The following is a 23884-nucleotide window of genomic DNA, read 5'->3' on the forward strand; positions in this document are numbered from 1 at the left end:
CGGTTGGTTTCGCCGGTATTTAAGGGGCGGGCGTCGCTTTTGCTATCATGATCTTTGCGAGTGTTTCGCAAGCGATGGTGCGCGGATCAGAACGCTTCCGCCGCCCCGAAGCCGCGCTGCGCGAGGGCCCCCTCGAGGCCCGCCGCCCCGGCGAGCGGCCCGGTGACGACGAACCGGTCGGGGCCGGGGGAGGGCGCGAAGCTCTGCCCTTCGAGCAGATGCGCAATGCGCCGCGCAATGCCGTCCGCGCCATCGACCTGGCGCACGCCGGTGCCGAAGGCCGCCGCCAGCTCCTCGGCGAGCAGCGGGAAGTGTGTGCAGGCGAGCACCAGCGTGTCGATGCTACCGTCGCCCGCTCCCGAACCCGCCATCGCGGTGAGGCGGTCATGCACGTCCGCGATCAGTGCCGGATCGACCGGCTTCCCGCGCAGCTTGGCCTCGGCGGCCTGCACCAGGCCGGGGGCGGCGACCCGCAGCAGGCGCTTGCCTTGAGCGAATTGTGTCTCGAGATCATCGACATAGGCCTGGCGGATCGTCGCCTCGGTGCCGACCAGCCCGATCGTGCCGGTCTCGGTCAGTGCCGCGGCGGGCTTGATCGCGGGGACTGTGCCGACCACCGGGATCTCGAGCACATCGCGCACCATGCCCAGCGCGATGGTGGAGGCGGTGTTGCAGGCGATGCAGGCGAGGCGCGGCTGCCAGCGCTCCGCCAAACGCCCGAGCAACCCCGCCACCCGCGCGGCGATCTGCGCCTCGGTCTTGGTGCCATAGGGCAGGCCCGCAAGGTCTGCCGCGTAGATCACCGGGGCATCCGGCAGCACCTTGCGCAGCGCGTCATAGACGGTCAGCCCGCCGACGCCGGAATCGAACAGGAGAACGGGGGCGGAGGGTTCGGCCATCGACTTGGGGCGATGGCCGAGGTGGTGCGTGCGGTCAACTCTGCGGCGAGGGAATGACCTTCAAGATCGACTTGATCTCGATGCCCATCTCAGCCCAGTGGGCTTCGCTCCACTTGGCGTATTCGGCGAGCGAGATGCGGCCATCCTTGTCCGCGTCAGCATCGGCGTAGAATTCTGCGACCTGTTTGGGGTCGGTGCCGTCGCCGATGACGGCTGAGCCTTCGACCCGCTCGGTGCCCGACCCTTCCGCGAATTCGACCGTGACGAAAGGCGATTCCGGGTCTTCCAGGAAGCCGCTCTTGTCCGCATCGACATACGCGAACACGCGGTCGATGCGACCGTCGATTTCGATTTCGATCTCGATTTCGGTGGGGGTGGCAGCGGCAGAGGCAGCAGCGGTGACAGCGGCGAGGTCTTCATCGGCGGCGGAGGGCTGCACCCCGGATGTAAAAGCGAGGGCAAGAACAAGGGCAAGCGACATGGCGACAGCTCCAAATACGATGGGTCGATGACGCCATGTTGGGCGCAGGAGTGCGGGTGGGGCTAGGTCCGGCGCGGTGGTTACGGCCTGACCGTACCCCTCGGCAGCGCCGTCGGCCTCTGCCAGCATCCGCGCCGCCTCCAGCGAGCTTCTCGCCCCGAGCTTGGTGCGCGCCATCTTGAGCCGCTTTTCCACCGCGTGATGCGTGATGCCGAGATCGAGCGCGATCTCCTTGGCCGACTTGTGGTCGAGCCACGCGCGCAGCGCCTCCTTTTCGCGTTCGGTCAGCCGCGTAATCGGGTTATTTGCCTCCATGCGCGCAAACCTAGCGGCTGGGACGAGGGCGCGAAAGTATGGTCGGACCGTAATCGCTTCCGCCCGGGCCGTTGCGGCACATTGGCTTAGACGAATCGAGCGGGGAAGCTATGAGAGCGCCATGGAACTGATATTCGCCGCGGTCCTGGGCTTTGCCATGGGCTCGATCCCCTTCGGCCTGATCCTCACCCGCGCCGCCGGGCTTGGCGATGTGCGCAAGATCGGCAGCGGCAGCATCGGCGCGACCAATGTGCTGCGCACCGGCAACAAGGGGCTGGCGGCGGCGACCGTGCTGCTCGATGCGGCCAAGGCGGTTATCCCGGTGCTGGTCGCCAAGGCGATCTGGCCCGGCACCGAAGGTATTGCGGCCGTCGCGGCGGTGGCGGGGCATTGCTTCACGCCTTGGCTCGCCTTCAAGGGCGGCAAGGGCTTTGCAAGCGCGGCTGGAGCGCTCGGGGCGCTGGCGTGGCCGGCGATGCTCGCCTGTGCCGCGATCTGGGGCATGACGCTGTTCCTCAGCCGGATTTCATCGGTGTCCTCGCTGGTCAGCGTGGTGGCCGCGCCGCTGGTGGCGTGGGCGCTGGGCTATCCGCAGGTGATCGCGCCGCTCCTCGCCATTTCCGCCATCGTGATCTTCCAGCACCGCGCCAATATCGGCCGGCTGATGCGGGGGGAGGAGCCCCGTGTGGGTTCTTCCTCGGCCAAGCCGTGATGCGGGGCCGCCTCTGATGGAGAGCACGGGGTCGCAGCCAACGCTCTCACAGCAAGAAGCCTTCGCGCGCATTCGCCTGCTGCGCTCGCCCAATATCGGCCCCGTCAGCTACCGGCAGCTCATCGCCCGCTTCGGCACGGCGGGAGCCGCTCTGGACGCGCTCCCCGATCTCGCCAGCCGGGGGAGGGGGCCATACCGCCCCGCCAGCGCGACAAGCATCGAGCGCGAAGTGCTCAGCCTTCGCAAGGCGGGCGGGCGCTACCTGTTCCACGATCAGCCCGATTACCCCGCGCTGCTGGCAGAACTGGACTCTGCCCCGCCGATCCTCACCTGCCGCGGCAATCTGGCGCTGGCGTCCGCGCCCTGCGTCGCGCTGGTCGGTGCGCGCAACGCCAGCGCCGCCGCCGTCAAGCTCGCCCGCGATTTCGCCGCCGCGCTCGCCGAGGCGGGGTTCACCGTGGTCTCGGGCCTTGCGCGCGGGATCGACGGCGCGGCGCATGAGGGCGCCTTCCCGCACACCATCGGCGTGATCGCCAGCGGGATCGACATCGCATACCCCCCGCAGCACACCGAACTTCAGGAGCGCATCGCTTGCCACGCCCTGCTGATCGCCGAGCAGCCCCCCGGCACCGAGCCGCGCGGACGGCATTTCCCGTCGCGCAACCGCATCATCGCCGGGCTCGCCTCGGGCACGCTGGTGATCGAGGCCGCACCGCAATCGGGCAGCCTCATCACCGCGCGGCTGGCGGGCGAGGCGGGGCGCGAGGTGATGGCGATCCCCGGCTCCCCGCTCGATGCCCGCAGCCTCGGGTGCAACCAGCTGATCCGCGACGGCGCGGTGCTGGTGCAGACGCCCGACGAGGTGGTCGAGCTGCTCGAGAGTTTCACCGGCGCGCCGCGCTCGCGCTTCCGCGTCGCCGACAGCCCGTCGGACTTCGACTATGCCGAACTCGCCAAGCTCGACTGGGGCGAGGCGCGGGCCGATTTCAGCCACGATATCGCCCACCTGCTGACCAACGCCCCGGTGGAGATCGACGAACTCATCCGCCAGACGCAGGCCACCGCTGCCGAGGTGCACATGGCGCTGCTCGAACTGGAACTGGCAGGCGAGCTGGTGCGCGAGGCGGACGGGACGGTGCGGCGACAATGACCCCGTCACGCCGCGCCGCCATCATCCTCGTTGTGTCAGCGGTCTGGTTCCGCGGCTTCCTGTTTGTGATCGATTGGGCAAAGGCCCTGATCGGCCTGGTGTGGGCTTACGATGCGATCGGCTGGATGGTCAAAGTGGTCTATCCCGTCGTAGCAATAATGGGGCTGCTGGTCGGACTCGTTCAGGCACAGCCGCCCAGATGGATCGACTGGTAGGTGGTTCTGTGCGGCGCCGCTTTGGCGGCCGCCATCTTCTACATTCCGATCTGACCGCGCTCGTTCCGCCTCACCCCTTCGCTACGATCACCCCGCAGGCCTGCCGCCCGCCGCTCGAGGCCATGGTCTTGTAGTCGTCGGTCGCGGCGTGGATCATGATCGATGCGCCGTCTTCATCGTGGAGCGTGTAGGGCAGGGCCTCGCTCACCGGGCCGTGGATGGTGAGATCGGGGACGAAGAATTCGGCCATCGCGGTGCCGTCGGCGGCGACATCGAGGTTGGGCAGATCGCCCGCGTGATAGCCGCCGGGCGCGTGGAAGCCGTGCTCGGTGGAGGCCGGGTTGAAGTGGCCGCCGGCGGCCATGAAGTCGGGGGCGCAGGCGCCGGTCTGGTGAATGTGCAAGCCGTGCTTGCCGGCCGGGATCCCCTTGACGGCGACGGCCACCACCACGCCGTGCTCGGTCTGGGTGAAGCTGATCGTCCCCACGTCGGTGCCATCGGCGAGGCGCATCGTGGCAACGGTCGCAGCTTCAACCTTGCCTTCGTGATGATCCGCCAGCAGCGGCGCGGAAAGCGCGGTTGCAGCCACAAGGGCGAGGGCAGGGCGGGCGAGGCGGGGAAGAAGTTTCATGTTCGGGTCTCCATTATCCTGACACGTCCGATCCGGTTCGATCGTTGACGCAGCGGCACATCATCACCCGACCCAGAGCGGCGGCGCACTTGCTTCGATCAGTCTTCTGCGCCACCGGCAGGCGCGATGCAATCGCGTTAACGGGCGGCTTGACGGCACGCTCCGGCGCGCCCCACCATCGCGCGTACGTACACGTAAGGGATATCCAAAGCTCACCATCATGCAGCTTGTCATCGTAGAATCGCCGGCCAAGGCCAAGACCATCGAGAAGTATCTGGGCAAGGACTTCAAGGTTCTCGCCTCCTACGGCCATGTCCGCGATCTGCCGCCCAAGGATGGCAGCGTCGATCCCGAAGCGGATTTCGCGATGGAGTGGGAACTCTACCGCGACAAGCAGAGCCGCTTCAAGGAAATCGCCGATGCGGCCAAGGGCGCGACCCGCCTAGTCCTCGCCACCGACCCCGACCGCGAGGGCGAGGCGATCAGCTGGCACGTGCAGGAGCTGCTCGCCAAGCGCAAGGCGCTCCCCAAGCTGGTCGAGCGCGTCACATTCAACGCGATCACCAAGCAGGCCGTGACCGAGGCGATGGCGCGCCCGCGCGAGCTCGATCAGCCTCTGATCGACGCCTATCTGGCGCGGCGCGCGCTCGACTACCTGTTCGGCTTCACCCTCTCGCCGGTGCTGTGGAGGAAGCTCCCCGGCGCGAAATCGGCAGGCCGCGTGCAATCGGTCGCGCTGCGCCTGATCGTCGAGCGCGAGCGCGAGATCGAGGCCTTCCGGGCGGAGGAATACTGGAGCGTGCTTGCCAAGTTGCAGCACGACGGCACCGAGTTCGACGCTCGGCTCGTCAAGTTCAAGGGCGTGAAGCTGGAGCGCCTGAGCCTCGGCAATGCCGGGATCGCCATGGAGGCCAAGGCGGCGGTGGAAGCCGGGCGCTTCACGGTCGAGGGTGTCGAGACCAAGCCGGTCAAGCGCAACCCCGCGCCGCCCTTCACCACCTCGACCTTGCAGCAGGAGGCCGCGCGCAAGCTCGGCTTCTCGGCGCAGCACACGATGCGGCTCGCGCAGAGCCTCTATGAGGCGGGCGCGATCACATACATGCGTACCGACGGGGTGCAGATGGACATGAGCGCGATTCTGGCCGCGCGCGATGCCATCGCGGCGCGCTTTTCCGAGGATTACCGTCCCGAAAAGCCGCGCATGTACAGCACCAAGGCCAAGAACGCGCAGGAGGCGCACGAGGCGATCCGCCCCACCGATTTCACCCGCGAACGTGCAGGCGCTGGCGACGAGGGCAAGCTCTACGACCTCATCTTCAAGCGCGCGATGGCGAGCCAGATGGCGACCGCGCTGCTCGAACGCACCACGATCACCTTGCGCGATGCGACCGGCCAACACGAGCTGCGCGCGACTGGCCAGGTGATCCGCTTCCCGGGCTTCCTCGCGGTCTATCAGGAAGGCCTCGACGACAGCGAGGACGAGGATGGCGGTCTGCTGCCGCAGATGAAGGCGGGTGACATGCCCGCCAAGCGCGCCGTCGAAGCCACCCAGCACTTCACCCAGCCGCCGCCGCGCTTTTCCGAAGCCAGCCTCGTCAAGCGTCTGGAAGAGCTGGGCATCGGGCGGCCTTCCACCTACGCCTCGACCATCCAGACCCTGCGCGACCGCGCCTATGTGCGGATGGAGAAGAACCGCTTCTTCGCCGAGGAAAGCGGCCGCCTGCTGACCGCCTTCCTCGAACGCTTCTTCCCCACCTATGTCGCCTATGATTTCACGGCGGGGATGGAGGACGAGCTCGACGTCGTTTCCGACGGGCGCGAGGATTACAAGCTGCTGCTCGCCCGCTTCTGGAAGGATTTCAAGCCCAAGGCCGACGAGGTGATGGAGAAGCTGCCCTCGGAAGTGACCGAGGCGCTGGACGAATATCTCGCCGACTTCCTGTTCCCCCCGCGCGAGGACGGCCACGACCCGCGCGCTTGCCCGCTGTGCGCCAGCGAGGGCCGCGCCTATGGCCGGCTGAGCTTGCGCGGCGGCAAGTTCGGCGCTTTCGTCGCCTGCGCCAATTACCCGGAATGCAAATTCACCCGCCGCTTCGCCCAGCCGGGCGGCGAGGGTGAGGACGGCGCGGAGGACGGCATCCTCGGCCAGCACCCCGAGACCGGCGAGAACATCCTGCGCAAGACCGGGCGCTTCGGCCCCTATGTCGAGATGGGCGAGGGCAAGGAAGCCAAACGCGCGAGCATCCCCAAGGACCTTGATGATTTCGGGCTCGACTGGGCGGTGAAGCTGCTCGATCTGCCGCGCATCATCGGTGCGCATCCCGACACCGGGCTCGACATCGAAGCCAATATCGGGCGTTACGGGCCGTACCTCAGGCATGACGGCAAGTATGGCAAGCTGACCAATACCCGCGAGGTGTTCGAGGTCGGGATGAACCGGGCGGTCGATATCCTTGCCCAGGCCGCCAATCGCGGCGCGGCGGGCGCAGGGCGCGGCAAGGCCGAACCCATCGCGGCGCTCGGCCCCCACCCCACCAGCGGCGGCGAGATCAAGGTCATGCCCGGACGCTATGGCCCCTATGTCACCGACGGCACCACCAACGCCACCATCCCGCGCGACACCAAGCCCGAGGACGTAACGCTGGAAGCCGCGATCGAACTGATCGATGCGCGTGCGGCCAAGGCGCCTGCGGCCAAGAAGGGCAAGAAGAAGGCCGCGCCCAAAAAGGCTGCTCCGAAGAAGGCTGCTGCCAAGAAAGCGCCCGCGAAAAAGCCCCCCGCCAAGGCGAAGGCAAAGACGGGGGCTGCGGCTGCGGCGAAGTGAGGGCGCGAGCGGCCCGAAACGCCGCTCCGCCCGCGCGGGCGTTGATAAAACATAAAGCATTTGCCCCCTAGAGTCGCGGACAGACGAGGGCTGCGCCGTGATCGAAATCGAAGTCCAGAACGAAACCCATCAGACCCAGAGCCGGATCCGCTTTGCCGCGGTGCCGCGCATCGGCGAAGGCTTGCGCCTGCGCGAGCCGGACGGCATGTGGGCGAGCTATGACGTGATCGACGTGTGGTACCAGAAGGCCGAATTCGGCGATGTCTGGATGCCCTATCTCCACGTCCGCGTGACGCCCGGCGAGATGGTCGGCACGCTCGAGGCGGACGATCCCTATTCGGACGACTACGCCGCGCGCGGCTATGAACAAGGTTACGCATCGATGGGCGGGGGTCATTGACATGCAGAATCTGATCAAGCGCAATACCGGCCCGCACCGCCACGCTCCCGGCGATGGCAAGACGCTGGCCGAAAAGCTCGCGCAGAACGAGGCGATGCTGGCCGCCGCCGCCGAGGAAAGCGCCGCGCGCGTCGCGGCCGCCACCGCTGCTCCGGCGCCCGAGGCCCCGGCTGATGCGTATGCTGCCCCGCAGCCGCCCAAGCCCGCCGCCCCGGCTGCCGCCGCTCCGGCCGCCGCCGCTCCCGGCGCGGTCGACCCCGACGACACCGCCGCGATCGTCGCTGCCGCCAAGGCGATGCGCGATCGCTACTCCGGCCGGCCCGCCCCTGCCGCCGCAGTCGCCAAGACCTGCCTGATCGTCGACGACAGCCGCGTGATCCGCAAGGTTTCCAGCAAGATCGCGATCAGCCTCGGCTACGTGCCCGTAGAGGCCGAGAACGGCGAGGAAGCGCTCGCCCGCTGCAAGAAGTCGATGCCCGATCTGGTGCTGACCGACTGGAACATGCCCGAAATGGACGGCATCGAGTTCGTCACCAAGCTGCGCAGCATCCCCACGCCCAAGGAGCCAGTGGTGGTGTTCTGCACCTCGAACGGCGAGGCCAAGGACATCCACGACGGCATCGCCGCGGGCGCGGATGACTACATCGTCAAGCCCTTCGACGAGGCGGCGCTCAAGGCCAAGCTGGAGAAGCTGGGGCGGGGTTGAGGCGGCAGGTCAGACCCTGCGGCCGCGGACCAGATTGAGCACCAGCAGCAGCAGGACCGAGCCGAGCAAAGAGACCGCGATCGCGCTCAGGCTGAGATCGCCGCTCATGATGTTGCCGCCGCCGATATAGGGATTGAGCAGAAAGCCGGCTACCAGCGCGCCGACAATCCCGACGACGACATTCATCACGATACCGCCGCCGCCGCCGACAAGCATGCTGGCAACCCAGCCGATCAGGCCGCCCACGATCAAAAGAATTATCAGGTTCACAGCTTTTCTCCCTGCGTTGCCCCTTCATACCGCAGGAAGGTCAGCCTTGTTCCGTGCCAGTGCGAACAACGCCCGGGGGAGCGCTTTGACGGGCCGCAGCAATCGCGGCGCATCAACCGTAAGGCCGGATCCGTTCGTGGAGATAATTTCCGTCGAAGCCGGCAATCTCGGCGAGCTTGCTGGAATTGATGATCTTGAGCGACCCCTGGCTCAGTTCCATGACCTCGGCCCTCTTGAGCTCTCGCAGCACCCGGTTCACATGCACCGGGGTCAGCCCGAGCGCATCGGCCAGCACAAGCTGGGTCAGCGGCATCTTGCATTCGTCATCGGACGCCAGCCCGATGTTGCGCATGCGGATATAGAGTTCGCACATCAGATGCGCCACGCGTTCCACGCTTTTGCGCCGCCCCATGCTGGCAATCCACGATCGCAAGATGCTCTGATCGACGAGTTGCGACCACCAGAATGCCTGCGTCAGGTTCGGCATTGCCTGAATCAGGACCTCCATTTCGGCCCGTGGCAAGGACGCGACGCTCGCCTTCGTCAACGTCATGATGCTGTGATCGATCGCCTGAAGGATGGCGATGTGGATGTCGCAGAAATCACCGGGAAGCAGGAACGAGATGATCTGCCGTCCGCCGTCAGGCAAGATCTTGTAGCCGCAGGCCCAGCCGTCAAGGATCACGAACACCGGATCGGGGTCATCGCCTTCACGGATGAGGTGATGTCCAGCGGGAAACTCGCGCACGTTTTTGCATGCCGCAGCAAGCAACGTCGTTTCGGCGTTACCTAAATCGCTGTATCCACTAAGGTGCCTGATGAGCGCGTTCGACGTCATTGTTGTCCGCCTGTCTATCAGGATGAATCGGCGATCAGGTTGATCCAAATTGTGCTCAACCGGAAAATTGCGCCCATAATCGCTGCCAGAGTTACAAAAATTCTGCAAACGCGCGCCACCATCTGATCCGCCCAAATCTATATTTGTTAGGCCCCACGGCATGAGCCCGATTATTTATGACGACGAAGACATCGCTGACCGGTCAGAGCCCGATGCGCACGGGCAGGCGGCGCTATTGCTGGCGGAAAGCATTCTGCACGCCCTGGTGGAAACGCAGGCGCTTTCCCCGGCTGAGGCGATTTCGGTCATCGACACAACCTGCAACGTCAAGGTCGAGGTGGCTGAGCGGGCCGGGGAGTCGAGCAAGAGGATGAACGAGTCCCTGTCTTTGCTCCGCCGCATTTCCAATAGCTTCAAGGCGGACCTAGATTGAGGGGTAAGGTGAAAATAATTGTTGTAAACTACCTTGATATGCCTCGTCCAAAACGGAAGCGATTTTATCGCTGATCATAATCCAAATCAATCATCAATGAATTTAATTTGCGATCATAAGCTTCCGAATCAGGGGGAGCATGCAAATGCCCAATGCATTTCTAAGCCGCTTGCAGAGTCGAGCACATTTACAGGAAAGTGACACGAAGATCATCGAGGATCTTTGTCACAAGACCCGCAAGATACCGTCCAAGCAATACCTCTCCCGTGGTGGTCAGGGCGCGCTGAGTTTCTCGGTCCTCCTGAGCGGCTGGGCTGCGCGCTTTCAGGTCGTGAGAAATGGCGGTCGACAAATCACGCAGTTGCTTCTTCCGGGCGACGCGTTCGATTATGACCCGCATTCGAGTGATGAGGCTGTCGACGAAATCGTCACGCTCCATGATTGTGCGGTCGTGAATATCAATTACACGGAGATTTATCGTGCGATTGAAGGTTCACCAGCCATTCGCAGCGCCATGTTGAATTATGGATGCATGGAGAATGCAATCTTCGCCTCATGGGTGGTCAATATCGGCCGCCGTGATGCCTATGAGCGGATGGCCCATCTCATCTGCGAACTGCAACACCGCCTGACAATTGACGATGCCGGCGAGGTCGAGAATGAATTCCTGTTCCCGCTGACACAGGAGGATCTGGCGGACGTGCTCGGGCTTACCCCGGTTCACATCAACCGCAAGCTGCAGATGCTGCGAGAAAACGACATGATCAGGCTGCGTTCGAAGCGGATGACGATCCTGAACCTTCCCGGGCTCAAGAAAATCGCCGGCTTCAATCCCTCCTACCTGACGTCGCGGAATTCTGTCCAAGACCGGTGGGCGGTGCATGCCTGACAAGCGCTCTAGCGCACCCAATCGAGCCCGATCTCCTCGAACAATTCCTTGTCCTCGGCCCAGTTCTCCAGCACCTTGACGTGCAGGAACAGGTGCACCTTCACGCCCAGCACCTCCATCAGCTCCGCCCGCGCCGCCGCGCCGATTGCCTTGATCTTCGAGCCCCCCTTCCCGAGCACGATTGCGCGCTGGTTGTCGCGGGTGACGACGATCTGCTGGTGGATCTCGACAGAGCCATCGGGACGCACCTCGTAACGTTCGGGGCGCACGGCGCTGTCGTAGGGCAGTTCCTCGTGGAGCTGCTGGTAGAGCTGTTCGCGGGTGATCTCGGCGGCGAGCAGGCGTTCGGAGGCGTCGGAAACCTGGTCCTCGGGGTACATCCAGTCGCCGGCCGGCATCAGCGCGGCGAGCGCGTCCTTCAGTTCGGGCACGCCGTCGCCGGTGAGCGCCGAGATGAAGTAGATCTCGGCAAAGTCGACCTTGGCCGAGAGATCCTGCGCGAGCGCCAGCAGCGGCTCCTTCTTGGCGCGGTCGACCTTGTTGAGGACGAGGATCTTGCGCTCGGGGCGGGCGGCGAGCGTCTCCAGCAGCGGCTCGAGTTCATGGCGGCGCTGCTTGATCGGATCGACCATTAGCAGCACCGCATCGGCGGCTTCCGCGCCCTCCCAAGCCGCGCTCACCATCGCGCGGTCGAGGCGGCGCTTGGGGGCGAAGATGCCTGGGGTGTCAACAAGGATCATCTGCGTGGGCGCGCCGTCCAACTCGTGCAGGGCGATGCCGAGCATTCGCGCGCGGGTCGTCTGCGCCTTGGCGCTGGTGATCGCGACCTTCTGGCCGACGAGGGCGTTGACGAGGGTCGACTTGCCGGCATTGGGCGCGCCGAGCACGGCAATCACGCCGCAGCGGGTGGGGGCGGAGGATTGGGGAGGGGGGGTGTCGCTCATGCCGCGCCCATATCCGTTTGCACGCTGCTTGTCGAAGGGCACTATGTCGGTGGTTGTCGGTTCGTGGCCATGCAGTAGCCCTGCCGTTAGGGGCGCCGTGTGGCGAGGCACCAGTGTTTCTGCTTTGCAGAGCTTCGCTTCCACGTGAAGCATTACGTGAACAAACTCACCCGAACTGTTCGAGGAAGGCCTTGGCGGCGAGCCTTTCGGCCTCGCCCTTGCTGGTCGCGGTCGCCTCAGCGCTGCCCACGTTCTTGACCGTGACGCGGACGGTGAAGCGCGCCGCGTGATCGGGGCCGGCGCGGTCGGTGACCTCGTAGAGCGGGGCCATGCGGCGGTTGCCTGCGGCCCATTCCTGCAGCGCGCTCTTGGGATGCTTGGCCTTGCCGACATCGCCTTCCAGCTCGTCGGTCCACAGGCGGTAGATGAGGGCCTGGGCGGCGTCGAAGCCGTGGGCGATGAAGCAGGCGCCGATCAGCGCCTCCATCACGTCGCCGAGGATCTTGTCGCTGTCCGCCCCGCCATCGTCGCGCGCCTGCTTGCCGAGGCGGATGTGAACGGGCAGCCCGATGGCGCGTGCGATCCGCGCGCAGGTCGCCCCGCTGACCAGCGCATTGAGGCGCTGCGAGAGGCGGCCCTCGGGCGCGTCGCCGGCGCGGAACAGCCACGCAGCGACCGACAGGCCGAGGACGCGGTCTCCAAGAAATTCAAGGCGTTGGTAATCGGTTGCCTCGGCGCCCGAGCCGTTGAAGCTGCCATGGGTCAGCGCCTCGAGCCACGGGGCGTCGGAACCGGGTGCGGGTGCGAAGCCCTGTGCTTCGAGCCAGGCGCGGGTTTCGGCGGCAAGGGCGCGCGCGGTCACAGCATGTTCCCGATCCGGTCCCAGCGCGCGGCCGAGAACCATGACACGGGGTTGAGCCAGTCGGCGCTGCCGTCGGTCGACCACACGATCACCGCAGCGCGGCCGACCAGCAGGTCCTGCGAGACGAACCCCACGCCCTCGCCCGCCAAGGCGGGGAAGCGGCTGTCCATCGAGCTGTCGCGGTTGTCGCCCATCACGAACAGGGTGCCGGGGGGCACGACCCTTTCGGCAAAAGCGTCGGCCTGCCACGGGCCGAAATCGAGCACGGTGTAGGCGCGCCCGCCCGGCAGGGTCTCGCGGAACGCCTTGTAGCGGCACACTTGCCCGGCGCCCACGGCAGCAGGTTCGGCCTCGCCGCCCCAGGCGCAGTCGGTGTTGGGCGAGAGCGGGACGAGCACGTCGGGAGCGGGCACGCGCGGCACCCGCGTGCCGTTCAGCACCACCTCGCCGCCCACCACCGCCACCCGGTCGCCCGGCAGGCCGATCACGCGCTTGATGTAGTCGCGCTGGTCGATGGGATGCTTGAAAATCGCGATGTCCCCGCGCTCCGGCGTGCCCGGCAGCAGCCGCCCGCCGGGCAGCGCAAGGTCGAATGGCAGCGAGTGGCGCGAGATGCCGTAGGGCCACTTGGCGGCGAGCAGATAGTCGCCGTTCATCAGCCGCGGCAGCATGGACTCCGAGGGAATGGAGAAGGGCGAGAAGATGAAGGTGCGGAACACCAGCACCAGCGCCAGCAGCTTGACGAGGAACCATGCGAAGCTGCCCCAGCCGTCGCTCGCGCGGGCATCTGATGCGGCGGGCGGCGATCCCCTGAGCGATTGGGTCTTAACATCCATCGTCCCAGCCCTTACTCGCAGCCGCACACTTGCGCAAAGGGGAACACGTATGGGCGGTATGGCAGGCGGAGACGCGGTGGCGGCGGCATGGGCGGCGTTGCGCGGATTGCCTCACCCGAAGCTTGCCGCGCTGTTCGCCGCCGATCCGGCGCGGCACGAGACGCTGACCCGCCAGATCGCATGGCCGGTCGCGCCTGGCAGCGAGGCCGAGGCGGGGATGCTGATCGATTTCTCCAAAACCCACCTGTCGGACGAGGCGCTGGTCGCCTTTGAAGCGCTCGCCGGGGCCGCGGGCTTCGGGGCCGCGCGGGAAAAACTGTTCGGCGGCGGGATCGTCAACCCCACCGAAGGCCGCGCCGCCACCCACGGCGCGCTGCGCGGCAGCGGCACGCCCGCGCAGGTGGAAGAGGCCGAGGCGCTGCTCGCGCGCATGGGCATGCTGGTGGAAGCCATTCACGAGGGCGCTTTGGGTGAGGTCAAGCACTGCATCGCGATCGGCATCGGCGGTTCGGCGCTGGGCCCGGCGCTCGCCATCGACGCGCTGACCCGCGATCTGGCGCTGGTCGATGTCCACGTGGTCTCGAATATCGACGGCCTTGCATTGGAACAGGCCTTTGCCGCCTGCGACCCCGAGACTACGCTGATCGCGGTCGCCTCCAAGACCTTCACCACCATCGAGACCATGACCAACGCCGCGAGCGCGCTGAAGTGGCTTGCCGACAATGGCGTCGAGGATCCGGGCGGGCGCGTGGTCGCGCTCACCGCCGCGCCTGAAAAGGCGGTCGCATGGGGCGTGGACGAGACCCGCGTGCTCCCCTTCCCCGAGAGCGTCGGCGGGCGCTATTCGCTGTTCTCGAGCATCGGCTTCCCCATCGCGCTCGCGACCGGCATGGACGAGTTCCGGGCGATGCTGGCGGGGGCCAAGGCGGTCGACGATCATTTCCGCGAGACCGAGGGCCGCGCCAACGCGCCGCTGCTCGCCGCCTTCTGCGACCAGTATTACACGCGCCTGCGCGGCTGCCAGACCCGCGCGGTCTTCGCCTATGACGAGCGGCTCGCGCTCCTGCCCGACTATCTCCAGCAGCTCGAGATGGAATCCAACGGCAAGAGCGTGACTGCCGAGGGCGTGGCCGTAGACGGGGCGACCGCGGCGGTGACCTGGGGCGGGGTGGGGACCGATGGGCAGCACGCGGTGTTCCAGCTGCTCCATCAGGGCACGCACCTCATCCCGGTCGATTTTCTGGTGAGCATCGCGCCGGGCGACGATCTCGACCCGGCGCATCACCGCATCCTGCTGATGAACTGCCTCGCGCAAGGCGCGGCGCTGATGGCGGGCAAGACCTCGGACGACCCCGCGCGCGCCTATGCTGGCGACCGGCCCTCGACCACCTTCCTCCTCGACGATTGCGACGCGGCGACGCTGGGCGCGCTGATCGCCTTCCACGAACAGCGCACCTTTGCGAACGCGGTGCTGATGGGGATCAACCCCTTCGACCAGTTCGGGGTGGAGCTGGGCAAGGCAATCGCCAAGCAGATCGAGAGCGGGGAAGGCAGCTTTGACCCAAGCACCCGCGCGCTAATGGCGGCGGCGGGGTTGGGGTAAGCGCGTATTCGATTGACTTTCGGCCCGCCTGCGCCCACACGGCCCCCATCGAAGCGCGCTAGCCATGCGTGAAGCGGCGGACCTCTCCAAAAAATGTCCGCCCCGGCCGCGCCTCGGTTCTACCCCAAGACTTCCCTTTTCACGCGGGCGGTTTCAACCCCCGCGCCGCGCGTGGCGTGCCTTCGTGGACGATTGAGTCCGGGGCAGCCCAGCGCGCGTCGCAGATTATTTGCGAGTTACATCAACATGACCACTTTTGCTGACCTCGGGCTGTCGCAGCCCGTGCTTCAGGCCCTCGACATGAAGGGCTACACCATTCCCACCCCGATCCAGGCGCAGGCGATCCCAGCCGTGCTCAAGGGCCGCGACCTTCTCGGGATCGCGCAGACCGGCACCGGCAAGACTGCCGCTTTCATGCTCCCCAGCATCGACCGGCTGCGTGAGGCGGACAAGCCGATCCCGTTCAAGTCCTGCCGCATGCTGGTGCTCGCCCCGACCCGCGAGCTTGCCGTGCAGATCGCCGACAGCGCCAAGGATTATGGCGCGCTGGCGGGCCTCAAGGTCCAGTGCATCGTCGGTGGCACCTCAGTGGGCAAGGATCGCAACAAGCTCCATCGCGGCACCGACATTCTGGTCGCGACCCCGGGCCGCCTGCTCGACCTGATCGACCAGAAGGCGCTAAATCTGGCGGGCATCGAAATTCTGGTGCTCGACGAGGCTGACCAGATGCTCGACCTCGGCTTCATCCACGCGCTGCGCAAGATCCGCGAGCTCGCCCCCAAGGATCGCCAGACGCTGTTCTTCAGCGCGACCATGCCCAAGGCGATCAAGGAGCTGGTGAGCGGGTTCTGCAACAACCCCGTGCAGGTCTCGGTCACGCCGGAAAGCACCACCGCCGAACGCATCGACCAGTACCTCTTCATGGTGCAGCAGGACGAAAAGCTCAGCTTGCTCGAAATGATCCTCAAGGGCCGCCACACGGTGCCGGGCACCGTCGAACGCGTGTTGATCTTCACCCGTACCAAGCACGGCGCGGACCGGGTGGTGAAAAAGCTCGAACAGGCGGGCATTCCGGCCAACGCGATCCACGGCAACAAGTCGCAGCCCCAGCGCCAGCGCGCGCTCGAGGATTTCCGCAAGGCCCGCGTGCCGGTGCTGATCGCGACCGACGTTGCCGCGCGCGGGATCGACATTCCGGGCGTCAGCCACGTGATCAATTACGAGCTGCCCAACGTGCCCGAACAATATGTCCACCGCATCGGGCGGACCGCGCGTGCGGGCAAGAGCGGGATCGCGATCGCCTTCTGTGCCGAGGATGAACGTGCCTATCTCAAGGACATCCGCAAGACGACCGGCGCCGAGCTTGAGCGTCTGCCGCTGCCCGACAACTTCCGCGCGGTGGTGGAAGGCGAGGGGCCGGAAAAGCCTGCTCCCCGCCAGCCGGTCAAGCGCGTGCAGGCCCGTCCGCTCGGGCAGCGCGGGGCCGCCAAAGGTGACCGCCGCCCCGAACAACGCGGCGAGCGTCGTCCGCAGCAGGGCGAACCGCGCCGCGCAGAAGGCGACCGCCGTCCGCAGGGCGGGGAGCGTCGTGCGGAAGGCGAACGTCGCCCGCCGCAGAGTGATCGCAAGCCGCAGGGCGAACGTCGGCCTGCCGATGCACCTGGCGGTGATCGCCGTGCCTTTGGCGGTGCCAAGCCCGGCGGTAACGGCGGCAATGGCGGCGGCCAGCGTCACCCCGGCGGCGGGCGTCCGGCCGGTAGCGGCGGTGGCAACGGCGGCGGAGGCAACCGCGGTCGCGGTCGTCCCGGTGGTGGTGGTGGTGGCGGGGGTCGTCCCCGCGCCGCGCAGGGCTGATCCGCGCGGCATTGCGACTTTAGTCTGAAATACTGGATTTCGGGCCCCGATGGTTGCCGCCATCGGGGCCTTCGCCCATATGCGCTTGCGACTAATCGGGAGCGGCGCAATGGCTGACGAATACGACTATGATCTCTTCACCATCGGCGCAGGCTCGGGCGGGGTGCGCGCCAGTCGCATTGCCGCCGCCCACGGCGCGCGTGTCGCGGTCGCCGAGGAGTACCGCGTCGGCGGCACTTGCGTCATCCGCGGCTGCGTGCCCAAGAAGATGCTCGTCTACGGCGCGCACTTCGCCGAGGACCTCGTCGACGCCCAGCATTTCGGCTGGACCATCGGCGAGAAGAGCTTCGACTGGGCGGCCTTGCGCGATCATGTGCAGAAGGACGTTAGCCGGCTCGAGGGGCTCTATGGGCAGACCCTCGGCAACCACAATGTCACCATCTATGCCGAGCGCGCGACGATCACCGGGACGCACGAGATCACGCTGGCGAGCGGCAAGGTGGTTACTGCCAAGTACATCCTCGTTGCCACCGGCGCGCGCCCGCTGGTGCCGAGCTTCCCCGGCAGTGAGCATGTCATCACCTCGAACGAGGCGTTCCACCTGGGACAGCTCCCGCGCCGCATCCTGATCGCCGGCGGGGGCTATATCGCCAATGAATTCGCCGGGATCTTCAACGAATTCGGCTGCAAGGTGACGATCGCCAACCGCTCGGACACGATCCTGCGGAGCTACGACGCTTCCCTACGCGACCGGCTACTCCAGATCTCGATGGTCAAGGGCATCCACTTCCTCTTCAACACCGAGTTCGAGAGTATCGAAAAGCAAGCTGATGGCACGCTGCTGGTCAAGCTGACCGGGCAGGAGCCGGAAGAATATGACGCGGTGATGGTCGCCACTGGGCGCGTGCCCAACACCGAAGGGCTCGGGCTCGAGGCAGTCGGCGTCGAACTCGGCAAGAAGGGCGAGATCGTGGTCGATGCCTTCAGCAAGACCAACATCGACCACATCTATGCCGTGGGCGACGTGACCGACCGAGTGCAGCTCACCCCCGTGGCGATCCGCGAGGGCCAGGCCTTTGCCGACAGCGTGTTCGGCGAGGGCGAACCCTATGCGGTCGACCATTCCTGCGTGCCCAGTGCCGTCTTCAGCCACCCGCCCATCGCCGCTGTCGGCCTGACCGAAAGCGAGGCGCGCAACACGCTCGGCAATATCAAGGTTTACCAGTCGGACTTTCGCCCGATGAAGAACGTGGTCGCCGGGCGCAACGAGCGCAGCCTCTACAAGATGATCGTCGATGCCGCGAATGACCGGATCGTCGGCATCCACATGATCGGCCCCGAAGCGCCCGAAATCATGCAGGCCGCCGCGATCGCGGTGAAGGCGAAGCTCACCAAGGCCGATTTCGACGCGACGGTGGCGATCCACCCGACTATGGCCGAGGAACTGGTGCTGTTCAAATAGGGGCGCGCCAGAGGGGGATCGGCGATGAACGTAAATGGCAAGGCGGTGCTGCTGACCGGCGGCAGCGCAGGCATCGGGCGCGAGATCGCGCGGCAATTGCAGGCCAAGGGCGCAGCTGTGCTGCTCACCGGGCGCGATCCTGCGCGGCTGGCGGCGATGGCGGCGGAAGGGTTCGAGACCCTCGCCGCCGATCTGTCGAGCGCGGCGGGCGTCGATGCGCTGGTCGCAGGCCTGGGCGAGCGGCCGGTTGATATTCTCATCAACAATGCCGGCCTCGGCGTGGCGCATGATGTGCGCAATGCCTTGCCCGATCCCGATGCGGCGGACGGGTGTCTTTATGCCAACCTATCAGCGCCGATCCGCCTGATCTCCGCGCTGCTCCCGCGCCTGCGGGCCCGGCCGGAAGCGGCGATCATCAACGTCACCAGCGGCCTTGCGATCGCGCCCAACACCGCCAGTTCGGTCTATTGCGCCAGCAAGGCGGGCCTGCGCTCCTACACCATGGCCCTGCGCGCGCAGCTGGCGGGCGAGCCGATCCACGTGATCGAGGCGCTGCCGCCGGTGGTCGACACCCAGATGACCGCCGATCGCGACATGTCCAAGATGCCGCCGCAGGAATGCGCCCGCCAGATCATCGCAGCGCTGGAGAACAATCGGCCCGAGGCCAATGTCGGCATGGTGAAGCTGCTGCGCGCGGTCTATTCGCTCTCGCCCGCACTGGCGCGCAGTGTGATGCGGCGGTTCTAGGCGCCGAGGCGGGCGGGCGAGAAGGTCTTGAACGTCAGCCCCGCCTCCGCCGCGTCCTCGGGGAAGGGCAGTCCCAGCGCCGCCGCCGCCGCGACCCGCGAGAGGGCAGGGGCAGTCTGGAACCCCGCGCCGCCTTGCCCGGCACACCATATGAACCCCGCCGCGCCCGCCGCCGCGCCGATCACCGGCAGCTCGTCCGGGGCAAAGCTCCTGAGCCCCGCCCAGCTGTGGCTGATCCGGCGGATGGTTAGAGTAGTGGCCTGCTCCACCCGGTCCGCGGCGATTGCCTTGTCGAGCTCCTCGGCGGCCGCATCGCAGGGGTCGGACGGGGTCTGGTCCATGTGCGACGCCAGCAACTGCCCCCGGCCTTCGGGGAGCAGGTAGAAGCCTTCGCCCACCGTCTTGGTGAAGGGCCAGCGGCTGACATCCTCGTCTTGCGGAGCGGCGAAGCTGATGACCGTGCGACGGCGCGGTTCGATGCCCACCGGCGTCACGCCCGCCATCCGCGCGATCCCGTCCGCCCAGGCTCCGGCGGCGTTGACGAGGATCGGGGCGGAAAAGTCCCCCGCCGGGGTCGTGAGCCGCCACACATCGCCCTCGTGCGCGATTGCGCTCACCCGCGCCCCTGTCACCAGCGCACCGCCCGCCGCCTTGAGCGCCGCCGCGTGGGATTGGAGCATCGCGTGAGTATCGAGCTTCAGCGATCCATGGTCGATCAGCGCCGCGGCACAGGCCTCCGCCCGCAACACCGGCATCAGCCCGCGCGCTGCATCGGGGCCGACGCGGGTGTAGTTACAACCGAACTGGTGGTGCACCTCTTCCAGCGCATCAAGCGCGGCGATCTCGCCTTCCGCAGCAATATGCAGCGCCGGGTGGAGGCCGCCATGCTCCGCCAGCGCGCCCATGCTCAGCGCGGTGAGCGTGCGCACCACCGTCTCGCCCAGCCCGTAATGCGCAAAGGCCACCGAGCGACCCGAGGCGTGGTAGCCGGGCGCGCTCTCGGCCTCGAGCACCGTTACCGCAGCATGGGGCGCGATCCGAGCGGCTACCGACAGCCCCGCGATCCCGCCGCCGATCACCAGCACATCACTCCGCTTCACTCGCTACCTCCCGCCACTTTTGCCACGTTGACGCCCCGCGCGCGCTAAGGCAACGCGTGTCGACAAGAGACCGCCCAAGAGAGGATCGCCGCCGTGTCCGCCAACATCGCCGAAATGGAACGCCGCCGCGAAGCTGCCCGGATGGGCGGGGGGGCCAAGCGCATCGAAGCCCAGCACGCCAAGGGCAAGCTGACCGCGCGCGAGCGGCTCGATGTGCTGCTCGACGAAGGCAGCTTCGAAGAGATCGACACCTATGTCGAGCATGACTGCATCGACTTCGGCATGGAGACCCAGCGCATCCCCGGTGACGGGGTAGTGACCGGCAGCGGCACCATTAATGGCCGGCTGGTCTATGTCTTCTCGCAGGATTTCACCGTCTTCGGCGGCTCGCTGTCCAAGCGCCACGCGGAGAAGATCTGCAAGGTGATGGATACCGCGATGAAGGTCGGCGCGCCGGTGATCGGCCTCAACGATTCGGGCGGGGCGCGGATTCAGGAAGGCGTTGCTTCGCTGGGCGGCTATGCCGAGGTTTTCCAGAGGAACGTGCTGGCAAGCGGCGTCATTCCCCAGATCAGCCTCATCATGGGGCCGTGCGCGGGCGGGGCGGTCTACAGCCCGGCGATGACCGACTTCATCTTCATGGTGAAGGATTCGAGCTACATGTTCGTCACCGGCCCGGACGTAGTGAAGACCGTCACCAACGAGGTCGTGACGCAGGAGGAACTGGGCGGGGCGATCACCCACACCACCAAGACCTCGGTTGCCGATCTCGCCTACGAGAACGATATCGAGGCGCTGCTCGCCACCCGGCGCTTCGTCGATTTCCTGCCGCTCTCCAACCGCGAGGCGGTGCCCGAACTGCCCACCAGCGACCCGTGGGACCGGCTGGAGATGAGCCTCGACACGCTCATCCCCGACAACGCCAACCAGCCCTACGACATGCACGAGGTCATCACCAAGGTGCTGGACGAAGGCGATTTCTTCGAGATCCAGCCAGCGCACGCGGGCAACATCATCTGCGGCTTCGGCCGGGTGGAGGGGCGCACCGTCGGCGTGGTGGCCAACCAGCCGATGGTGCTGGCAGGCGTGCTCGACATCAATTCCTCGAAGAAAGCCGCGCGCTTCGTGCGCTTCTGCGACGCCTTCGAGATCCCGATCCTGACGTTTGTGGACGTCCCCGGCTTCCTTCCGGGCACCGCGCAGGAGCTGGGCGGGATCATCAAGCACGGGGCCAAGCTGCTCTTCGCCTATGCCGAGGCGACCGTGCCCAAGATCACCGTCATCACCCGCAAGGCTTACGGCGGGGCCTATGACGTGATGGCGAGCAAGCACCTGCGGGGCGATTTGAACTACGCATGGCCCACGGCGGAAATCGCGGTGATGGGCGCGAAGGGCGCGGTGGAGATCATCTTCCGCTCCGAAAAGGACGACCCCGCCAAAATCGCCGAGCGGACCAAGGAATACGAAGACCGCTTCGCCAACCCCTTCGTGGCGGCATCGCGCGGCTATATCGACGAGGTGATCCACCCGCACTCGACCCGCCGCCGGATCGCGCTGGGGCTAAGGAAGCTGCGGACGAAGCAGTTGGAGAACCCGTGGAAGAAGCATGACAATATTCCGCTATGAGTGACTTTTATCTCATACTTGGGGCTGGATCGCTCTGCCTACTTGCCGTCTCCTTGCTCTCATGGCGGAAGGCATCCGAGGCTAATGCGTCCGGCGAGTTGATTGTCAGAACCGCCGGGCTAATGCCGGAACTCGTTATCAGGCGCGTTGATAATCCAAAACGCTTCGCAGCCGAATTGATGTTCCTGCGCCTCGTTCCAGGGACAGCATTTGTTGCTAGCTGTATTGGAATTTTGATGATGGGAATCTTGTGATGAAACTCGGCCGCTTGAACCACATCGGGGTCGCCACGCCCTCCATCGCGGACTCGATTGTGTTCTACCGCGACGTGATGGGCGCGACCAAGATTCACACGCCGTTCGACCTGCCCGAACAGGGCGTGAAGGTTTGCTTCGTCGACACCCCCGGCGCGGACGGGGCGATGAATGGCACGCAGATCGAGCTGATCGAGCCGCTGGGGGAGAACTCCACGCTGGCAGGCTTCATCGCCAAGAACCCCTTGGGCGGGCAGCATCACCTGTGCTTTGAGGTGCCCGACATCGCCGAGGCCCGCAGCGAGTTCGAGGCGCTCGGCAAGCGCATCCTCGGCCCCACGCGGATCGGCGCGCACGGCACCCCTATCTTTTTCGTCCATCCCAAGGACATGGGCGGCATGCTTACCGAGATCATGGAGACCCCGCGCGAGGATGCGCACTGGTCGAATTGAGAACAAACCCCCGCCCCGGACTTGATCCGGGGCCCAGCTTCTTTTGACACCGGTGCAGAAGAAAGCGGGGCCCCGGCTCGGTGGCCGGGGCGGGGAAATAAAGAGGTTGAAAAGAATGTCCTACGAAACCATCCGCGCTGAACGCGAAGGCCCGCTGCTCACCATCACCCTCAACCGCCCGGAGCGGCTCAATGCCATGCCGCCGAAGATGGCGGACGAGTTGGGGCAGGCGTTCTACGACCTCGGTGACGCGCGCGCAGTGCTGATCACCGGCGAGGGCAAGGGTTTTTGCTCGGGCGCGGACCTCTCCGCACGCGGCGACGGCAGCGCGCTGAGCGGCAAGGGCGGTAGCCATGAGGCGCTGATCAATCACTACAACCCCGCGATCAGCCAATTGCTGCGCGCGAGTGTGCCGGTGATCTGCGCGGTCAACGGCCCGGCGGCAGGTGTGGGGTGCAGCCTCGCGCTGGCGGCGGATTTCACCATTGCCGCCAAGAGCGCCTACTTCCTGCAAGCCTTCGTCAACATCGGCCTCGTGCCCGATGGCGGCTCGACCTGGCTGCTGACCCGCGCCATCGGCCGCGCGCGCGCCACGCGGATGATGATGCTGGGCGAGAAGATTTCCGGCCAGCAGGCCGAGGAATGGGGTCTCGTCTACAAGTGCGTCGAGGATGCCGACCTGATGACCGAGGCGCGCGCGCTGGCCGAGAAGCTCGCGAACGGCCCGACGATCGCCTACGCCACAATGAAGCGCAACATCGCCACCGCGCTCGACCAGAACCTCCAGATGGTGCTGCTCGCCGAGGCCGAGGGCCAGCGCATCGCGGGCGCGACGAAGGACGCGATGGAGGGCGGCATGGCCTTCCTCCAGAAGCGCAAGGCGGAGTTCAAGGGTCAATAGTCGGCCAGACTATTGACCCGCAGCCCCCGCGAAGGCGGGGGCCCAGCTTCCTTTTGCGCCATGGATGCTGAAACAAGTTCAGCATGACGGGATTATAGAGTGATGACCGACAAACCCACGCTCGAAGACTGGAACGCCCTCGCCGCCAAGGAAGTGCGCGGACGCGATCTCACCTGGCAAACGCCCGAAGGTTTCGCGATCAAACCGCTCTATACGGGGGATGATCACGCCGGGTTCGACCCCGGTCTCCCCGGTTTCGCGCCCTTCACGCGCGGGGTGAAGGCGAGCATGTATGCAGGCCGTCCGTGGACAATCCGGCAATATGCGGGCTTCTCCACCGCCGAGGAATCGAACGCCTTCTACCGCCGCAATCTGGCGATGGGGCAGAAGGGCCTGTCGGTTGCCTTCGACCTTGCCACCCACCGCGGCTATGATTCCGATCACCCGCGCGTGGTCGGCGATGTCGGCAAGGCGGGCGTG

The 23884-nt window shown here is 66.2% G+C and carries 25 protein-coding genes; 16 read left to right on the forward strand and 9 right to left on the reverse strand.

Features of this window, described 5'->3' with window-relative positions; genetic code table 11:
- Nucleotides 1-86: 86 nt before the first annotated feature.
- On the reverse strand, nt 87-899 hold the full coding sequence (gene murI, locus NBV68_RS00780; protein WP_296306443.1) for a glutamate racemase: 813 nt from the start codon (nt 897-899) through the stop codon (nt 87-89).
- Between the two features lie 34 nt (nt 900-933).
- Nucleotides 934-1695, reverse strand: a complete 762-nt coding sequence (locus NBV68_RS00785) for a LuxR C-terminal-related transcriptional regulator (RefSeq protein ID WP_296306444.1) — start codon at nt 1693-1695, stop codon at nt 934-936.
- 121 nt (nt 1696-1816) lie between these two features.
- On the opposite strand from NBV68_RS00785, the gene plsY reads away from it, so the two are divergent.
- Genes plsY through NBV68_RS00800 form a run of 3 tightly spaced genes read left to right on the forward strand, consistent with a single transcriptional unit; the run spans nt 1817 to nt 3772 of the window.
- Nucleotides 1817-2407: a glycerol-3-phosphate 1-O-acyltransferase PlsY gene (plsY, locus tag NBV68_RS00790; protein WP_296306445.1), complete on the forward strand. Its 591-nt coding sequence runs from the start codon at nt 1817-1819 to the stop codon at nt 2405-2407.
- Nucleotides 2408-2423: 16 nt separating this feature from the next.
- A complete protein-coding gene (gene dprA, locus NBV68_RS00795) occupies nt 2424-3557 on the forward strand; it encodes a DNA-processing protein DprA (RefSeq protein ID WP_296306448.1) in 1134 nt (377 codons plus the stop codon).
- Entirely contained in the window at nt 3554-3772 is a 219-nt protein-coding gene (locus NBV68_RS00800; protein ID WP_296306450.1) for a hypothetical protein, read from the forward strand. The genes dprA and NBV68_RS00800 overlap by 4 nt, the downstream gene beginning before the upstream one ends.
- A gap of 70 nt (nt 3773-3842) precedes the next feature.
- On the opposite strand, the gene NBV68_RS00805 is transcribed toward NBV68_RS00800, so the two are convergent.
- Nucleotides 3843-4403 carry a superoxide dismutase family protein gene (locus NBV68_RS00805; protein WP_296306451.1) on the reverse strand — a complete coding sequence of 187 codons (561 nt, stop codon included), beginning with the start codon at nt 4401-4403 and terminating at the stop codon, nt 3843-3845.
- Between the two features lie 220 nt (nt 4404-4623).
- On the opposite strand from NBV68_RS00805, the gene topA reads away from it, so the two are divergent.
- From topA to NBV68_RS19025, 3 genes are all read left to right on the forward strand, one after another.
- Entirely contained in the window at nt 4624-7227 is a 2604-nt protein-coding gene (topA, locus tag NBV68_RS00810; protein ID WP_296306452.1) for a type I DNA topoisomerase, read from the forward strand.
- A 97-nt stretch (nt 7228-7324) separates the two neighbouring features.
- The gene (locus NBV68_RS00815) at nt 7325-7627 is read left to right on the forward strand and encodes a hypothetical protein (RefSeq protein ID WP_296306454.1); all 303 of its coding nucleotides are present in this window, start codon (nt 7325-7327) and stop codon (nt 7625-7627) included.
- 1 nt (nt 7628) lies between these two features.
- The gene (locus NBV68_RS19025) at nt 7629-8333 is read left to right on the forward strand and encodes a response regulator (RefSeq protein ID WP_366067210.1); all 705 of its coding nucleotides are present in this window, start codon (nt 7629-7631) and stop codon (nt 8331-8333) included.
- A 9-nt stretch (nt 8334-8342) separates the two neighbouring features.
- Here NBV68_RS19025 and NBV68_RS00825 read toward each other — a convergent pair whose 3' ends face one another.
- Both NBV68_RS00825 and NBV68_RS00830 read right to left on the reverse strand, forming a co-directional pair.
- The gene (locus NBV68_RS00825; protein WP_296306456.1) at nt 8343-8603 is read right to left on the reverse strand and encodes a GlsB/YeaQ/YmgE family stress response membrane protein; all 261 of its coding nucleotides are present in this window, start codon (nt 8601-8603) and stop codon (nt 8343-8345) included.
- Between the two features lie 112 nt (nt 8604-8715).
- Nucleotides 8716-9441: a Crp/Fnr family transcriptional regulator gene (locus NBV68_RS00830; protein ID WP_296306457.1), complete on the reverse strand. Its 726-nt coding sequence runs from the start codon at nt 9439-9441 to the stop codon at nt 8716-8718.
- A 160-nt stretch (nt 9442-9601) separates the two neighbouring features.
- Between NBV68_RS00830 and NBV68_RS00835 the strand changes: the two genes are divergently transcribed.
- Nucleotides 9602-9874 carry a hypothetical protein gene (locus NBV68_RS00835; protein WP_296306459.1) on the forward strand — a complete coding sequence of 91 codons (273 nt, stop codon included), beginning with the start codon at nt 9602-9604 and terminating at the stop codon, nt 9872-9874.
- 145 nt (nt 9875-10019) lie between these two features.
- A complete protein-coding gene (locus tag NBV68_RS00840; RefSeq protein WP_296306460.1) occupies nt 10020-10763 on the forward strand; it encodes a Crp/Fnr family transcriptional regulator in 744 nt (247 codons plus the stop codon).
- A gap of 8 nt (nt 10764-10771) precedes the next feature.
- Here NBV68_RS00840 and era read toward each other — a convergent pair whose 3' ends face one another.
- From era to lepB, 3 genes are all read right to left on the reverse strand, one after another.
- A complete protein-coding gene (gene era, locus NBV68_RS00845) occupies nt 10772-11707 on the reverse strand; it encodes a GTPase Era (protein ID WP_296306461.1) in 936 nt (311 codons plus the stop codon).
- Between the two features lie 166 nt (nt 11708-11873).
- Nucleotides 11874-12569 carry a ribonuclease III gene (rnc, locus tag NBV68_RS00850; protein WP_296306462.1) on the reverse strand — a complete coding sequence of 232 codons (696 nt, stop codon included), beginning with the start codon at nt 12567-12569 and terminating at the stop codon, nt 11874-11876.
- Nucleotides 12566-13405 carry a signal peptidase I gene (lepB, locus tag NBV68_RS00855; protein WP_296306463.1) on the reverse strand — a complete coding sequence of 280 codons (840 nt, stop codon included), beginning with the start codon at nt 13403-13405 and terminating at the stop codon, nt 12566-12568. The genes rnc and lepB overlap by 4 nt, the downstream gene beginning before the upstream one ends.
- A 49-nt stretch (nt 13406-13454) precedes the next feature.
- On the opposite strand from lepB, the gene pgi reads away from it, so the two are divergent.
- The 4 genes from pgi (at nt 13455) to NBV68_RS00875 (ending at nt 19071) form a co-directional block, all read left to right on the forward strand.
- Nucleotides 13455-15008: a glucose-6-phosphate isomerase gene (gene pgi, locus NBV68_RS00860; RefSeq protein WP_296306464.1), complete on the forward strand. Its 1554-nt coding sequence runs from the start codon at nt 13455-13457 to the stop codon at nt 15006-15008.
- A 246-nt stretch (nt 15009-15254) separates the two neighbouring features.
- Nucleotides 15255-16862: a DEAD/DEAH box helicase gene (locus NBV68_RS00865; protein ID WP_296306465.1), complete on the forward strand. Its 1608-nt coding sequence runs from the start codon at nt 15255-15257 to the stop codon at nt 16860-16862.
- 109 nt (nt 16863-16971) lie between these two features.
- Entirely contained in the window at nt 16972-18324 is a 1353-nt protein-coding gene (gene gorA / locus NBV68_RS00870) for a glutathione-disulfide reductase (RefSeq protein ID WP_296306466.1), read from the forward strand.
- 24 nt (nt 18325-18348) lie between these two features.
- Nucleotides 18349-19071 (forward strand): SDR family NAD(P)-dependent oxidoreductase, encoded by a 723-nt coding sequence (locus NBV68_RS00875; protein ID WP_296306467.1) that lies wholly within the window; start codon nt 18349-18351, stop codon nt 19069-19071.
- Here NBV68_RS00875 and NBV68_RS00880 read toward each other — a convergent pair.
- Nucleotides 19068-20171, reverse strand: a complete 1104-nt coding sequence (locus NBV68_RS00880; RefSeq protein WP_296306468.1) for an FAD-dependent oxidoreductase — start codon at nt 20169-20171, stop codon at nt 19068-19070. The genes NBV68_RS00875 and NBV68_RS00880 overlap by 4 nt on opposite strands.
- 93 nt (nt 20172-20264) lie before the next feature.
- Here NBV68_RS00880 and NBV68_RS00885 point away from each other — a divergent pair, with 93 nt between their 5' ends.
- From NBV68_RS00885 to NBV68_RS00900, 4 genes are all read left to right on the forward strand, one after another.
- The gene (locus tag NBV68_RS00885) at nt 20265-21797 is read left to right on the forward strand and encodes an acyl-CoA carboxylase subunit beta (protein WP_296306469.1); all 1533 of its coding nucleotides are present in this window, start codon (nt 20265-20267) and stop codon (nt 21795-21797) included.
- A 253-nt stretch (nt 21798-22050) separates the two neighbouring features.
- Nucleotides 22051-22503, forward strand: coding sequence for a methylmalonyl-CoA epimerase (gene mce, locus NBV68_RS00890; protein ID WP_296306471.1), 453 nt, complete (start codon nt 22051-22053; stop codon nt 22501-22503).
- Nucleotides 22504-22618: 115 nt separating this feature from the next.
- Nucleotides 22619-23404, forward strand: a complete 786-nt coding sequence (locus tag NBV68_RS00895) for an enoyl-CoA hydratase-related protein (protein ID WP_296306472.1) — start codon at nt 22619-22621, stop codon at nt 23402-23404.
- A 102-nt stretch (nt 23405-23506) separates the two neighbouring features.
- Nucleotides 23507-23884 (forward strand): methylmalonyl-CoA mutase family protein (locus NBV68_RS00900; RefSeq protein ID WP_296306475.1); only part of this gene is annotated, 378 nt, incomplete at its 3' end.

Origin of the sequence: Erythrobacter sp. (assembly GCF_023653175.1) — a bacterium.
Classification (GTDB): domain Bacteria; phylum Pseudomonadota; class Alphaproteobacteria; order Sphingomonadales; family Sphingomonadaceae; genus Erythrobacter.